Source organism: Companilactobacillus versmoldensis DSM 14857 = KCTC 3814, from assembly GCF_001434295.1.
In the GTDB taxonomy this organism is placed as follows: Bacteria; Bacillota; Bacilli; order Lactobacillales; family Lactobacillaceae; genus Companilactobacillus; species Companilactobacillus versmoldensis.
Genome location: NZ_AZFA01000007.1, coordinates 75,948 through 90,505 on the forward strand (window position 1 = coordinate 75,948; position 14,558 = coordinate 90,505).

Here is a 14,558-nt window from a genome sequence, read left to right on the forward strand (position 1 = left end):
GCAGCTTTTTAATTGTCATCAAATTTTAATGATAACGATAAGTATTATATTATTTATAATTGTTTTAAACTAAAAAAGAGCAGAATATTTAGTATTCTGCTCTTTTAAAATTTAGATATTTAATTTTTCATTATTTTTCTAAAAACTGATTAATTACCATTAACATGTTGATAATCACTGTATGACTTAGTTCCGCCGTTACTGCCAGTCACATCCCCATTATATGAAACAAATGCTGTACCGGAATCTGTATTGATCGTGAATCCACCATTGCCTTCAGTGGCAGTCCAGCCTGATGAGTCTGATTGATCACCATTACTTGTCTTGTACATCTGAATAGCTTGTTCAGGACTATTGACCACTCGATTGGAAGTATCTTGGCTAGCTGTGGGCTGATCAGTAGTATCATTACTGCTATCAGTAGTTTGTGTATTATCTGCGCTAGTGTCAGTTTGGACGTTACTTGGCGCTTGATTCGTATCGGTATTAGTATCAGGTTGACTTGTTGCACTATTTGCTGGCTTTTCACCAAGGTCAATTTGGGCAACAACATTATCACCATTCATATATTGGAGATTCAAGTTACCATCGTTCAAAATATCATCAGAAATATCTTCGAACAACTCATCGACCACCTTTTCTTGACCGGCTTTGATGATCAAACTACCTTTTTTTACTGATGAAGCTTTTTTAGTGTCTCCCTGCATCAGACTAAATTTAGCTTGATTGAATTTGACATCTTTTTTGGTATTGTTCCTGATCGTCAATGTCAAATCATTGTCTTTATCATTATCCTTTTTTACCTCGAATTTGACATCCTTTTTGTCATTATCGCTCAATTTTTGATAAGCCTTGGCTGAGTCAACTTTGCTTACTTTTTCAGTATCCGAATTGCTAGTTTTGCTTGAACTACCGTTGTTGGTACTACATCCTGTTAAAACTAATAAGGATGCTAGTCCGACAACAAAAAGTGATTTTTTCATTACATTCTCCCCTAAAAGTGATATTTAAATCATATCATAAAATATAAATATATTTATATTTACAATAAACAATAGCAGGATACTTAAGTATCCTGCCATTATTTGTCATTAAAGACTTATCAACCAAGTCTTACCCATCAAATTATTATGGTTTAACTGGTCCACCATTTTGTGCGGCATTCACGATAGTTGAATATGTTGTTGTATTGCCATGAGCTGTAACATCCCCTGAATCGGATACGAAGGCTGAGCCTCCATCTTCTCCAGTACCTTGCCAACCACCGTCAACTTTAGTCCAATTGAGTCCAGCGCTGAAATCACCATTTGAGCGTCTGTACAAATCATCTGCTTGATCAGCGCGTTTAACAATAGCATTACTATCTGCTTGAGTTGCACTATTATCAGTATTTGAACTTTGATCAGTATTAGCATTTTGATCATTGTTTGTATTTGCAGTCGTATTGTTTTGATTACTTGTATCAGTACTTGTATTTGCATCAGTGTCAGGTTGACTAGTTGCACTAGTTGCAGCCTTCTCTCCTAAGTCAACTTGGGCGACGATGTTATCGCTGTTTAAATATTGAATGCTTAAGTTCCCACCGTTCAATACATCATTTGAGACGTCTTCAAACAATTCATCGATAATCTTCTTTTGACCGGCTTTAACAGTCAATGTACCTTCCTTTTCTGATGAAGCCTTTTTGTCACTTCCTGACATCAAACTGAATTTAGCTAAATTGAATTTGATATCTTTCTTAGTCTTGTTGTTGATTGTCAGTGATAATTCATTGTCCTGGTCATCCTTATCGTTATCTTTTGTGACCTTGAACTTGACGTTCTTTTTATCTTTGTCACCTAATTTCTGATAACCCTTGGCCGAATCAGTCTTGCTGACCTTTTCCGTATCAGAATTGCTGGTTTTACTCTCGCTATTGTTATTAGTGCTGCATCCTGTCAAAACTAAAAGAGACACTAGTCCGACAACAAAAAGTGATTTTTTCATAAAAAAATTCTCCCCCAATATTTTTATACAAATTATACCGCTTAATATAAATATATTTATATTAAGCGTAAGAGAAGTATTTTTTCAGAAATTGCGTAGTTTAATCATAGAAATAACCACTGAATTATCATATTTAATTTAATTTGTTTTACAATAAGAATATCAATGACTATAATTAGTCGTCTTGAAGGAACAATTAAGGAGTAAATTTTTATATGATTACATTAAAATCAGAACGAGAACTTGAAGGTATGCGTGAATCTGGTAAAGTCCTAGCCGGCGTTCACTTGGGACTTCGTGACATGATCAAGCCTGGTCTCACCGCTTATGATATCGAGGAGTTTGCTAACGACTATATCCTTGAACATGGTGCAACACCTTCTGAAAAAGGTTTCGAGGGCTACAAATACGCAACTTGTGTCGATGTTAACGATGAAGTTGCCCATGGTACTCCTCGTAAGAACCTTATATTAAAAGATGGTGACATCGTCAAAGTCGATATGACCGTCAACAAAGATGGCTATGAAAGCGATTCTTGCTGGAGTTATGCCGTTGGAACACCAAGTCAATCAACTAAGGATCTAATGGACGTAACTAAAAAAGCTCTTTATTTAGGTATCGCTCAAAGTGTTGTCGGCAACCGTTTAGGTGATATCGGTTTTGCTATCCAAGACTTTACTGAAAACAAACATGATTACGGTGATGTTCGTGACTTGATCGGTCATGGTATCCAACCAACGATGCATGAAAAACCTGATGTTTTCCATTACGGTAATAAAGGTAAAGGATTGCGTTTAAATGCCGGTATGACTATCACCATCGAACCTATGATCAACGAAGGTACTTGGGAGATCAAGGATCACGAATTAAAAGACAAGAACGACCCTTGGATCTATTACGTTTCTGCTGACGGTAGCTGGTCTGCTCAATACGAACATACCCTAGCCATCACTGATGACGGTCCAAGAATATTAACATCACAAGATGCTGAAGAAGACGAAAAAATGCTTGCTTGGGCTCGTGATTACATTAAGAAAAACAACTATTAATAAATATCTTATAGACCTGTTTATTGTTGTGAAGCTTGCTATGTTGAGCTTGTGGCCCGACGATCTTCTTTTCTTGATAGGATTTTGCTTGCTTCCCAATCAAATATTTCAACGATCTCGAAGACGAATTGCTAACATCCCCATCAGAATGACTACCGTTTAGTTTGTCACCGTAAATGTTCAACACTTCAACATTTTTATAAGCGTCAGTTTTTCGCATCGGTAACATCATCCGATATGAAGGATCTAATTTCAGTGGTCTCCCATCATGACTCAAACCGATTCGATCGTAGACGTCATGATCTTCGAGTATCCCATTGAAATTACCAGCGATATTGACCTGTTTTTGTAACTTCGGCAGATTTTTATTTTGATAATTATTCAGCATATAAAACATCACCGCCATGTTGCCCATTGAATGAGCTACCACGTTGAACTTCTTGATATGGTAGACATCCCTTAATTTGACGATGACCTGCTTAGCCCACTTGCCGTCCTGATGATAATCAGGATCACGATTATTTTCAAAACCCACTTCAACGATCGGGTTCTTTTCACTCTCCGGTATCGTACCGATCAAAGTTACCTGCCCTTGTGGGTCGACCATCGCCTTAATAATGGTCTTTGATGCATTCGCTCTTACTGCTGATTCAGCCATTTGGTTCTCGGCATGGGTACTTGAACCATAACCATGGAAAAATAAAGTCGGCACCATCGTTTCGCTGGCAGCTTTAGTAGTTTTGCCAGCGTCTCTACTGTTAGAACAAGCCGTTAAACTAATGATCCCAATCATCAGCAGAAGGATTGAGAATAATTTTTTCATCAGACTATCCTCCAGCTTTTTATCAACTAAAAGATACTCCCATATAACTATATTTATCTAGTTTAAAGCATTCAATTTCTTAATTATTTTTGCCGGTACACCGCCAACGACTGAATTGTCGGGAACATCTTTGACCACGACTGCTCCAGCACCAATGATGACGTTGTTTCCAATATGAACTCCAGCAATAACAGTGACATTGCCTCCAATCCAAACATCATTGCCCACCGAAATAGGTTTGGTATAAGTGATCAAATAAGGTGTCCCGTCAGCTCTCTTAACAAACCGTTTGGCTGCATCTAAAGAGTGCTCGCCACAGTAAAATTTCGTATCGGGAGCAATAATGACCCGGTTACCGATCGTGATCAGATTGGAATCTTGAAAATAGCAATTACCATTGATGAATACATCGTCACCGACACTGATGTGCTTACCATAAACAGCGCCAAATTGACCATTGATGGTCAGATTTTTACCGACTTTTCCAAATAGTTCCTTCATATCTGCCTGACGCTTAGTTTGATCCGAAGAAGTATTGATATCTTCGATCAACCTATGCCCTCTGGCTATCAATTGCTGTAATTCCGGATCACGGTATTCATATTCCTGGCCTGCCAATAATTTCTCATGTTCACTCATTGCCATTATTTAAACCTCTTAATCAAATTTGATGTCTCTGATCTTCTTTGCCGGTGAACCAACGACGACGCTATTTTTCGGCACATCTTTAGTTATGACCGAAGAAGCACCCACGATTGAATTTTCGCCTACCGTAACTCCGGGGAGAACTGTCACATTAGCTCCCAGCCAAACGCCTTTTTCAAGGTGGATCGAGCTGGTGACCAGATTGTCACGCTTAGTCGGATTTTCCTGATGGTTGGCGGTTATCAACGTCACTCGTGGTCCCAATTTGACGTGATCATCGATCCAAATACCGCCGAGATCGATGAAAAAACAGTCTTTATTGATAAAAACATGGTCTTTCACGAAGGTATGGCAGCCTAAATCGGTATTGAATGGGGCTTTTATATCGGTGTTTTCAAATACCTGATAGCCAAATAACTTGCTGAACAGTTGGCGACGTTCTGAAACATCGTGGTAATGGCTATTGAGTTCAAATATAATCTGCGAATTTTTTTCGACTATTTGATCAACCAATTCGAAATCTGCTTGATCGTAATCGAGCAGCCCACCTTTTAAGGCCTTTTGCAGAGTCTCACTATTTTTATTAACGATAATCTCACTCCCTTTGTTACTCTCACCGTAAGGTCATTTATCTGTTATGTCTAATACTTATCCTGAATTAACTGATATACGCTAATTGAATATGACCGTAAAAAAGCCCACTAATATTTTAGTGAGCTTTTTATTCTTTAACTAATTCTTTTTTTATTATTTCAATAAACTTTTTTATTCTTTCGGAGGGTTCTTTAGGATATAAAACACCATAAGAAAGACGGTAATTTCCCTTCAAAGGAATCGTTGCAAAGGAAGGATGAACCATCTGACCATTCGTCCAAACTCAAGAGGAGCGAACCTGACTGTTCACATTGATTAAATGTATCAATATCGTAATAGAAACTCGTTTCGACCACTTTGATCTGAGGATATTTTTTATCTATTAAATCATGCAACTCATCAATAAGCGGTGAATCACCATGTTTCACTAAAACTAATTTTTCACCATTCATATCAGCAAAAGATACTTCTTTTTTCTTGGCCAACGGATGATTTTTTGGTACCGCAATACAAAATCGATAACTTCCTAATGGTAAATAGGAGGAACTTTGATACATGCTCTTGGAATTAAATGACCCAACTATAATATCTATTTTTTCACCCAATGATGAGAGAATGGATATTATTTTTTCTTGATTATCCTCAAATGGCACAATACTGAATTTATATTGGGGGTATTTCTTTTGAATTGGTAGCCATAGTTTGGTGAAAACTGTACTGGAGTTCAATAATGAAGAGCCAATCCTAATATTGACATTTTCAGCCGATTCCACATCTCTCGCTAATGAAACTGCTCTGTTGGTGGAATCTAATATCTTTTTACCACTCTGATAAAAAGATTCACCTGCTGAAGTAAGTTGAACTCCTTGATGAGTTCGTATCAATAAAGTAACTCCCATATCATTCTCTAAATTATTCATATGTTTCATAACTGCTGCCGGTGTTAACAGTAATTCCGTCGATGCTTTAGTAAAACTCCCACTTTCAGCTACTTGCATGAACACTTTCATTTGTTGACTGAGCATATATATCCCTTCTGGTATTTACTTAAAGTATATACATTATAATCTTTTTGGTTATTCTATATCAATAAATGTATATCTATACTAACCTGCGTACACAGTTTATCTAGTACGAATGAATGAATTATACAAAGAGGTGAAAAGTATGGTTAAAACTTTAATTTTGATTGGTGCCGGCGAGGGACTCGGAAATGCTGTCGCTAAGGAATTTGAATCCTTAGGAATTGAAGTATCTACCCATACTGGTGATGCTTCGCAACCTGAAACATTAACAAATGCTATTAAGGCAATTACTGATAAATGGGGCACTCCAGATGCCTTAGTTTACAACATTGGTGTAACTACTCCTGAAGGAGATCAAGTTGTCGACAGCGATTTCTTGATGAAACGTTACCAGATTGATGCCGCCAGTGCTTGGCATTCTGCAAATCTGGTTGCAACTAAGGAATTTGGTGAGAAAAAAGGAGCCATTATCTTTACTGGTGGTGGATTTGCTAAGACATTTCAACCTATTTTGCAACTTAAAGCTTTATGTATCGATAAGGCTGCCTTGAATGCAATGAATATCATCTTGCATGAACAATTAAAACCATTAGGCATTTTTGTCGGTAGTGTAATCATCAATGGCGTCATCACTAAAGGTGATGAGAAAAACGATCCAAGCATAATTGCCAAACAATATTGGAAAATGTACAACGAACAACAAGAATATCAAGTCTTATATTAGAAAGGAATTTGCATATGTCATTAGATAAAAAAGTAATCATAATAACCGGAGCCTCAAGTGGTATTGGTGCTGCAACTGCTAAATTATTAATCAAACAAGGTGCTAATGTCGTGATTGGCGCCCGTCGTGAAGACCGACTCAGTGAGATCAAAGCTTTAGCTCCTGATCAAGTCGAATATCAAGTAACTGACGTCTCAAAGCTCGATGACGTTAAAGGCTTAGTCAAATTAGCAATGTCTAAATTTGGAAAAATCAACGCAATTTACAATAACGCTGGTATCATGCCTTTGGCAAAATTGAGTGAAGATCATCATGATGAATGGCAACAAATGTTGAATATCAATATCATGGGTGTCTTGAACGGTATCTCGGCTGTTTTACCAATTATGCATGACCAAGGATATGGTCACATATTGGCCACTGATTCTGTTGCTGGACACAAAACTGATGCTACAACGGCTGTTTATAGCGGTACTAAATATGCCGTCCGAGCAATCATGAATGGATTAAGAGTCGAAGAAAATCAAAATCACATTCGTTCAACCATTATTTCACCAGGTGCCGTCTCAACTGAATTATATCGAAGTGAATCTGATCAAGCCTCAGCTGAGGCACTTCAACAAATGTGGCAAGGTGAGAATAAGGCCTTAACTTCTGAAGATGTTGCCAGTGCAGTCGTTTACGCGCTAGACGCTCCTGAACGGGTCAATATCAACGAAATATTAGTACGTCCTTTAGCCGAAAGCTAATCTATGGACTTATAAAAAATATACAAGAGGGTGATAAATCTCTACAGATTTATCACCCTTTTTAGAAGGGAAATTTATTTATGTATTCGTTGATATTGATAGTAATGGGATCTTTTTCTGTTTTTCAAACTGCCATCAACACACGTTTAAATGATTACTCAAAAAGCCCCTTCCTATCATCAGCAGTATCTTTTATTGTTGGCGGGATATTTTTAGCAATCCTTTTATTATTTCAAAATGTTGGCTTTGCAATCTCATGGTCAACGGTCGTCAATAATCCCTGGTGGTTATGGACTGTTGGACTCTCTGGATCATTTAGCCTAAGTGTTAACATTTTACTGTTTGACCGCCTTGGTAGTGTTCAGACGGCCGTTTTACCCATTGTTGGTCAAATCATCATGGGAGTGATCATCGACCAATTCGGACTATTTTATTCTCCCATTTCAAAGCTTGATTTTTGGAAAACGTTAGGGCTTTTACTGGTCATCGTGGGGATGTACTTGGCTGTCGTACTCAGCAATCGACAACATACTCATGTTTCAAAAAATGTTAAAGGAAAATTTTTCTGGCAAATGATGGGAATCTTAGCTGGTTTGATTGTTGGCTTGCAAACAGCAATAAACGGGCGTGCAGGTATCGTTTTTCATTCGACGGTAAAGGCCAGTTTGATTGCATTTATCATTGGTGCTGTCACCCTTTTGATTGTTTCAATGATAGTACACGTTCCTTTAATTCAGCGTGCTAAAGACATCAGAAAAGGTGTCAAACAACATTGGTGGATAATTATTGGTGGTCTACTCGGTGGTACTTACACCTTCTTAAGTTCTTGGCTGGTACCCAAAATCGGAACTGGCGAAGTCGTTGTGGTTTCTTTATTTGGTCAACTACTTTTTAGTGCTCTGATTGATCAATTAGGCATACTGGAACCACATCGTATAAGAGTAAATTGGATTAGAGCTCTTGGACTGATAATGATGTTCATTGGCGTCATCTGTATCAGGATGATTTAATGATGCTGACTTATTTGATATTTTAGGAACTAAACAAAATTTAATCATAAGAAAAATCCCAAAGTTAGGACTACTCCTACTGTTGGGATTGATTTAAACTAACTCACTGATTGACATCAATTGGTGAGTTTTTTGAATATCATTTTTTACATGAAGTCGGTGACATCTTTGACACTGTACCTTGATGACTCCTTATATTGTTCATCTGGTTTGCCGATGGCGATCGATGTGATCGGGATATAACGATCATTATCTAATCCGAAGGTGCTAACGACTCTATCATAGTCGTAGCCTGACATAGGGTTAGCTTCATAGCCATGAGCACGGGCAATCAACAACAGTTGCATGGCGATCATGCTGCCATCTAATGTAGCATCTTTTTCAAGGAAATTGCGGTTGGCGTGTTCGTACATTGGTAAGAATGACTTGAAGACTTTATCCCGCTCTTCGACGGTGATTTGGCCTTTTTCAGCAGCTTTGTTCCAGACATCGCGATATTTCAAATGTGATTCGGTATCTCCTAAAATGAAAATGATCGTTGAAGCCGTCTCAGCTTGCGGATAATTGAATGGCATCAAAACTGAATGGGCTTTATCCTTACTTTCTTTAGTGTTGCAGACGACAAAATGCCATGACTGTAGGTTGCAAGCAGATGGTGCCGAAATAGCCTCCTGGAGCATTTCTGAGATTTCTTCGTTCGAGATTTTAACATCCTTCTTAAATTTACGATATGAGTGACGATTCAACATGATATCAGAAAAATTATTGTTAACTAAGTTAATTTTTGTCGCGTCCATAAATAGCATCTCCTAAAATTTTAATAGTCCCTATAAGATAAAATTAGCACTGAATTTTTGAATTGTAAAATATATCACAAACTCAATAGGTGAAAATGTATTATTTTTCACAAATAAAAACTCCTAGCTTAGATTTTCTCTAAACCAGGAGTTTTTATTTACAATCTATTTGATATTTTATTTTTCAGGATATACTGCAAGTCCTGCATATGGGTTGTTCCAGTCAGGTTCTTGGGCTGTAACGACCAACTTTTCGTTAGTAAAGGCGTTGAGTCCTAGTTCACTCATTTCACGACCATAACCTGAGCCTTTAACACCACCGAATGGCAATTCTGGTAGTGATACCAAGAATGAGTTAACGAAGACCATACCTGTTTCGATCTTTTCAGCAACTGACTTACCACGTGATGGGTCACCTGACATGACGATACCGCCAAGACCTAATTCTGAATCATTGGCAAGATCGATAGCTTCTTGATCTGAACCAACTTTGAATACTTGGGCTACTGGTCCAAACATTTCATCATAAAATTCAGGATTGTCTTTAGAAATATCTGTCAAAATTGTTGGTTGCAAGAATTGACCTGGCAAGTCGATAGGTTCGTTACCATAGTAAACCGTGGCACCACCTTCAACAGCCTTGTCGATTTGTCCTTGTAACTTCTTCTTAGCACGTTCTGAGTTCATTGGGGCAATAGTAGTCTTTGGATCCATAGGATCGCCTGGGACCAACTTTTCAAAGGCTTCCTTGAGTTTCTTCAAGAACTCATCATACAAGTTGTCAGCCACGATAAATCTCTTATCTGAAGTACATACTTGTCCAGCATTGTAAATCCGAACTCTCCAAGCTAAGTCAACTGCTTTGTCGACATCAGCATCAGACAAGACAACAAAGGCATCAGAGCCACCTAATTCCATCGAGTTCTTCGTCAAGTTCTTACCGGCATCTTCAGCGACTGATTGGCCCCCACGCTTTGAACCAGTCAAAGCAACACCTTGAACACGTGGATCTGCAATAATATCACTAACTTGATCGTAACTAGCAAACAAATTAGTAAAGGTACCTTCTGGAGCACCTGATTCTTTAACGATCTTTTCAAATGCTGCAGCAGAACCTGGAGTATTTGAAGCGTGTTTCAAGATCATTGGGTTCCCAACCATAAAGTTAGGTGCGAAAACACGCATGATTTGATAATAAGGGAAGTTCCAAGGTTCAACCATCATCAAGACACCAGTTGCTTGATGATAAATCTCGGCATCACCAGTATTACGACTTGAAATAGGTGTTGGTTTCAACATCTCAGCACCATGATCAGCAAAGTAGTCGGCAATAATAGCGCACAACTCAACTTCACCTTGAGACTCAGCGTAAAGTTTACCCATATCGACTGTAGCAGTCTTTGCAAGTTCGTCTTCATTTTTTCTCAATAGATCAGCAATCTTATGCAGAGCTTCTGCACGACTAGAAACAGGTTCATCGCGCCACTTTTTATACAAAGCGTATCCGCTGCTCAATGCTTTTTCAATGTCATCTGCTGTGGCATCCGGATAAGATTTCACAAGCTCGTTATTGTAAGGATTTACTGTTTTGTAAGCCATATTGATTCCTCCTAATGATTAAAAAATAAAAATACTCGTAACAATCAGCTACAGGTTTATTGTAGCCCACGAATATATTATTACAATTATTTGAACTCAAACGCTTACAATTGTCAAACTATTTATTAGAAAATTATTAGTAAAAATTTACAACTTTGTGAATTAGCATTGCCCTATCAATGTTTTCAACGTATAGACCAATTGAGAAAAAATTTTTGCTCATAAATATTAATTTAGATCCTTCAGCACAAATTTCCGGCCGATTCAACCAATTGAGTTATTTTGAGTTTTATTCAAAATCTCAAAATGATATAAAAATTGACGATACCAATTTGGTGTCGTCAATTTTTATAGTCCGTTTTCATCTGAACTAGTGAAATTTACATTTTCACTGGTTATTAAAAATTGTTTCACGTGGAACATCTAGTAAAAGCTCAACTTAAAAATACTATATCTAGTATTGGTCAGGCTTTCATGTTTCACCTATTTATCTGTTTAAATAATCAGCTATTTGTTTGATATCTGTCGGAGTCGTCCGACAACAGCCACCGATCAATTGAGCTCCAGCTTTGACCCACTTTGGAACTAAATCAGCAAAAGTATCTGCTTGAGGATTTGGTGTCCAGGTCTTAGTTTTAGGATCATAGACGTCACCATTATTCGGATAAACGATAATCGGTTTGTCAGTAACTGCACGGATGTTTTTGACCGTTTCTTCGATATTTTCTAAGGTCGTACAATTAACGCCGATGGCGGAAACTTGTTCAAAAACGTTGAAGTATTTGACCGCCGTTTGCAGTGAAGTCCCATCACACAATGTTAAAGGATCTTTGATGCTGAAAGTCAACCAAGCATATTGTTTAGGGAACTCAGCTCTGATCAATTCAACTAATGCCTTGGTCTCTGCAAAATTTGGCTGCGTCTCAAAGGCAAACAAGTCAACACCTGCCTTATCCAAAAGGCTCATTCTTGAGCGATGAAAATCTTGATATTCTTGGATCGACAAATCATAATCACCACGATACTCACTACCATCAGCCAGGTATGCTCCATATGGTACAACACTCCCAGCTATCAACGGAAATTCAGCTCGCTTCTGTCTTTCATTTTTAGTCAGACTATCAAAATATTCCGTCCGGGCTTTTTGGGCTAATTTAACTGCCTTAATGATCAATTGCTGACTAGCTTTCTTGCTCAAGCCTAGCTGAATAAATCTTTCAATATTTGCTTGATAAGTATTGGTGATGGCTACATCTGCCCCTGCTTGAAAATAACTTTTGTGAACAGCCGTGATAGCTTCGGGATTTTCAATCAATGCTGTTGCAGACCAGAGCTCATTATCGGTGTCGACGTCGTGTTTCTCTAACTCGGTAGCCATGGCTCCATCAACGACTAGTCCTGATTTATTTTTTAAATTTTCTGAAATTAAGTCTGCCACATTCATATCTCCGTTATCTTTATTATTATCTTGCCTTCTATATATAGGAAGTTTAAAGTATTCATTATTAACTTTTTTCTAATGGTATTCTAACCATAAATTTATTGCAAGGTGAACGCCCGTGGATGATGAGAAAAATACACATATTAAACTAAAAAGAAACATGGAATCTCGCCATTTATTGATGATCTCGCTTGGTGGTGTTATCGGGACTGGACTCTTTTTGAGTTCAGGTTACACGATACATCAAGCAGGACCGATTGGAACTATCTTAGCATATGCGATCGGTGCGATCGTGGTCTATCTGGTCATGCTCTGTTTGGGGGAATTATCAGTGGCGATGCCGGAAACTGGTTCATTTCACGTCTATGCCGACCGCTACATTGGACCAGGGACCGGATTTACGGTCGCCATCCTATACTGGCTGACCTGGACGGTCGCGCTTGGCTCTGAGTTTACCGCGGCCGGGCTGATCATGCAAAAGTGGTTCCCCCACTCGCCAACCTGGGCCTGGAGTGCACTGTTTATGATCGTTATCTTCCTATCAAATGCTCTCTCAGTCAAATTTTTCGCCGAAACAGAATTCTGGTTCTCTAGTATCAAAGTTATCGCTATCGTCGTCTTTATCATCGTAGGATTTTTAGCGATCTTTGGTGTCATCCCAATCAAAGGATACACACATGCACCGATGTTTACTAACCTATTTAAAGATGGCATCTTCCCAAATGGCTTTAAAGCTGTTTTCACGACGATGCTGACAGTTAACTTCGCTTTTTCGGGGACAGAACTGATTGGTGTCACTGCCGGTGAAACGAAAGACCCTGGTAAGAACATCCCTAAAGCAATCCATACTACTTTGTTACGACTGGTCATATTCTTTATTGGAAGTATCGTCGTGATGTCGGCTCTGATCCCTTGGCAAAAAGCGGGTGTCAATCAAAGTCCTTTCGTGCTAGTTTTCAATAGCATTGGCCTACCGTTCGCCGGTGATTTGATGAACTTTGTCGTCTTAACCGCTATCTTATCAGCTGCCAATTCAGGACTTTACGCTTCAACTCGGATGCTCTGGTCACTGGCCAATGAAAAGATGATCCCTCTCAAATATGCCAAGACCAATTCTCGAGGTGTCCCGATGATTGCCTTGAGCCTGAGCATGTTAGGTGGAATCTTCGCTCTGGTTTCCAGCGTCGTGGCAGCCTCGACCGTTTATCTGGTATTAGTCTCAATTTCCGGATTAGCCGTCGTCATTGTCTGGATGGCTATCGCCTATTCAGAAATCAATTTTAGAAAAAGTTTTCTTAAGCATGGTCATGATTTATCGGAATTGAAGTTCAAGACTCCGTGGTACCCGATTGTCCCTTGGGCCGCGTTGATTCTGAGTTTCCTGTCCTGTGCCTTGATCGTCTTTGACCTGAACCAAAGATCAGCGTTGTTCTATATGATCCCATTCCTGATCCTTTGTTACGGTTTCTATTATGGTAAGGAATATTTGAAAAAACGCCGTCATAAAGTCAGTGATGAAGATGTCGATTAATGGAATATAATAGGAACATAAAAATAATGAGGTGAAAAATATGAAGGTCATCAATGTTAGTTTGACTGTTAAACCTGATCTGGAATCTGAATACGAAGCTTTTATCGACAAGTTAGTCCAAGGATCACGTGCTGAAAGTGGCAATTTGTCCTACGGTCATTATAAAAAACTTGGCTCTGAAAACGAATATGAGATCATTGAACATTGGTAAGATGATGCGGCCGTCGAGTCTCACAATGGGACTTCTCATTTTCAGAATTTCTTAGATCATATCAACGATTATCTTGAAAAGGATCTTGAAATAATTCGTATGGACCATTCTAATTAAAGCTGTGACAATTTAATTAGAATGAAATCCCCCGACATTAAAAAATGTCGGGGGATTTTTTAATATAGCATCAAACCGCTATCTCATGAGTTTTGATACCGCTTGCAGTTTTATAAAATTATCTATATTCTTAAATGTGAAATATATTTCAAACAAATCTTTTTGAGGGGAGAATCGTATTTCTATTTTTTTGCAATTGCATGTAAACGATTACGCACACCATTATGAAAAATAAATCTACAAGTTGGTTTTCAATT

The 14,558-nt window shown here is 38.3% G+C and carries 14 protein-coding genes and 1 pseudogene; 6 read left to right on the forward strand and 9 right to left on the reverse strand.

The annotated features are described in order from the left end of the window. Window positions 1–149 precede the first annotated feature (149 nt). Window positions 150–983 (reverse strand): hypothetical protein, encoded by an 834-nt coding sequence (locus FC27_RS05230; protein WP_010625536.1) that lies wholly within the window; start codon window positions 981–983, stop codon window positions 150–152. 145 nt (window positions 984–1,128) lie between these two features. After that, window positions 1,129–1,986 (reverse strand): hypothetical protein, encoded by an 858-nt coding sequence (locus FC27_RS05235; protein ID WP_010625537.1) that lies wholly within the window; start codon window positions 1,984–1,986, stop codon window positions 1,129–1,131. A 215-nt stretch (window positions 1,987–2,201) separates the two neighbouring features. Here FC27_RS05235 and map point away from each other — a divergent pair, with 215 nt between their 5' ends. Next, window positions 2,202–3,035: a type I methionyl aminopeptidase gene (map, locus tag FC27_RS05240; RefSeq protein WP_010625538.1), complete on the forward strand. Its 834-nt coding sequence runs from the start codon at window positions 2,202–2,204 to the stop codon at window positions 3,033–3,035. Here the strand turns inward: map and FC27_RS05245 are convergent. From FC27_RS05245 to FC27_RS05260, 4 genes are all read right to left on the reverse strand, one after another. Then, a complete protein-coding gene (locus tag FC27_RS05245) occupies window positions 3,016–3,861 on the reverse strand; it encodes an alpha/beta hydrolase (RefSeq protein WP_420805453.1) in 846 nt (281 codons plus the stop codon). The two genes, map and FC27_RS05245, sit on opposite strands and share 20 nt — an antisense overlap. A 54-nt stretch (window positions 3,862–3,915) precedes the next feature. Then, entirely contained in the window at window positions 3,916–4,503 is a 588-nt protein-coding gene (locus FC27_RS05250; RefSeq protein WP_010625540.1) for a sugar O-acetyltransferase, read from the reverse strand. A 12-nt stretch (window positions 4,504–4,515) separates the two neighbouring features. After that, complete coding sequence (locus FC27_RS05255) at window positions 4,516–5,016, reverse strand: DapH/DapD/GlmU-related protein (RefSeq protein WP_010625541.1); 501 nt, start codon at window positions 5,014–5,016, stop codon at window positions 4,516–4,518. Between the two features lie 272 nt (window positions 5,017–5,288). Then, window positions 5,289–6,122: a LysR family transcriptional regulator gene (locus FC27_RS05260; protein ID WP_010625542.1), complete on the reverse strand. Its 834-nt coding sequence runs from the start codon at window positions 6,120–6,122 to the stop codon at window positions 5,289–5,291. A gap of 142 nt (window positions 6,123–6,264) precedes the next feature. Between FC27_RS05260 and FC27_RS05265 the strand changes: the two genes are divergently transcribed. The 3 genes from FC27_RS05265 to FC27_RS05275 all read left to right on the forward strand — a co-directional run bounded on the left by FC27_RS05265 (window position 6,265) and on the right by FC27_RS05275 (window position 8,605). After that, on the forward strand, window positions 6,265–6,846 hold the full coding sequence (locus FC27_RS05265; RefSeq protein WP_010625543.1) for an SDR family NAD(P)-dependent oxidoreductase: 582 nt from the start codon (window positions 6,265–6,267) through the stop codon (window positions 6,844–6,846). 14 nt (window positions 6,847–6,860) lie between these two features. Continuing rightward, window positions 6,861–7,595 (forward strand): SDR family oxidoreductase, encoded by a 735-nt coding sequence (locus FC27_RS05270; RefSeq protein WP_010625544.1) that lies wholly within the window; start codon window positions 6,861–6,863, stop codon window positions 7,593–7,595. 80 nt (window positions 7,596–7,675) lie between these two features. Next, window positions 7,676–8,605, forward strand: a complete 930-nt coding sequence (locus FC27_RS05275; RefSeq protein WP_010625545.1) for a DMT family transporter — start codon at window positions 7,676–7,678, stop codon at window positions 8,603–8,605. Window positions 8,606–8,751: 146 nt separating this feature from the next. Here FC27_RS05275 and FC27_RS05280 read toward each other — a convergent pair whose 3' ends face one another. From FC27_RS05280 to mmuM, 3 genes are all read right to left on the reverse strand, one after another. Continuing rightward, window positions 8,752–9,402: a nitroreductase family protein gene (locus FC27_RS05280; RefSeq protein ID WP_010625546.1), complete on the reverse strand. Its 651-nt coding sequence runs from the start codon at window positions 9,400–9,402 to the stop codon at window positions 8,752–8,754. Window positions 9,403–9,579: 177 nt separating this feature from the next. Beyond that, entirely contained in the window at window positions 9,580–11,001 is a 1,422-nt protein-coding gene (locus FC27_RS05285) for an NAD-dependent succinate-semialdehyde dehydrogenase (protein ID WP_010625547.1), read from the reverse strand. Window positions 11,002–11,488: 487 nt separating this feature from the next. Further along, window positions 11,489–12,439: a homocysteine S-methyltransferase gene (gene mmuM, locus FC27_RS05290; protein ID WP_010625548.1), complete on the reverse strand. Its 951-nt coding sequence runs from the start codon at window positions 12,437–12,439 to the stop codon at window positions 11,489–11,491. Between the two features lie 163 nt (window positions 12,440–12,602). Between mmuM and FC27_RS05295 the strand changes: the two genes are divergently transcribed. Both FC27_RS05295 and FC27_RS05300 read left to right on the forward strand, forming a co-directional pair. Next, a complete protein-coding gene (locus FC27_RS05295) occupies window positions 12,603–13,973 on the forward strand; it encodes an amino acid permease (protein WP_040521417.1) in 1,371 nt (456 codons plus the stop codon). A 40-nt stretch (window positions 13,974–14,013) separates the two neighbouring features. Then, window positions 14,014–14,301, forward strand: a pseudogene (locus tag FC27_RS05300) (putative quinol monooxygenase). Window positions 14,302–14,558 lie beyond the last annotated feature (257 nt).

Excerpts from the sequence above, each read along its gene's own strand:
- FC27_RS05285 (WP_010625547.1), bottom strand. The coding sequence starts at position 11,001 with ATGGCTTACAAAACAGTAAATCCTTACAATAACGAGCTTGTGAAATCT.
- FC27_RS05270 (WP_010625544.1), top strand. The coding sequence starts at position 6,861 with ATGTCATTAGATAAAAAAGTAATCATAATAACCGGAGCCTCAAGTGGT.
- FC27_RS05235 (WP_010625537.1), bottom strand. The coding sequence starts at position 1,986 with ATGAAAAAATCACTTTTTGTTGTCGGACTAGTGTCTCTTTTAGTTTTG.
- FC27_RS05280 (WP_010625546.1), bottom strand. The coding sequence starts at position 9,402 with ATGGACGCGACAAAAATTAACTTAGTTAACAATAATTTTTCTGATATC.
- FC27_RS05260 (WP_010625542.1), bottom strand. The coding sequence starts at position 6,122 with ATGCTCAGTCAACAAATGAAAGTGTTCATGCAAGTAGCTGAAAGTGGG.
- FC27_RS05275 (WP_010625545.1), top strand. The coding sequence starts at position 7,676 with ATGTATTCGTTGATATTGATAGTAATGGGATCTTTTTCTGTTTTTCAA.
- FC27_RS05265 (WP_010625543.1), top strand. The coding sequence starts at position 6,265 with ATGGTTAAAACTTTAATTTTGATTGGTGCCGGCGAGGGACTCGGAAAT.
- FC27_RS05230 (WP_010625536.1), bottom strand. The coding sequence starts at position 983 with ATGAAAAAATCACTTTTTGTTGTCGGACTAGCATCCTTATTAGTTTTA.
- FC27_RS05295 (WP_040521417.1), top strand. The coding sequence starts at position 12,603 with ATGGAATCTCGCCATTTATTGATGATCTCGCTTGGTGGTGTTATCGGG.
- map (WP_010625538.1), top strand. The coding sequence starts at position 2,202 with ATGATTACATTAAAATCAGAACGAGAACTTGAAGGTATGCGTGAATCT.
- FC27_RS05250 (WP_010625540.1), bottom strand. The coding sequence starts at position 4,503 with ATGGCAATGAGTGAACATGAGAAATTATTGGCAGGCCAGGAATATGAA.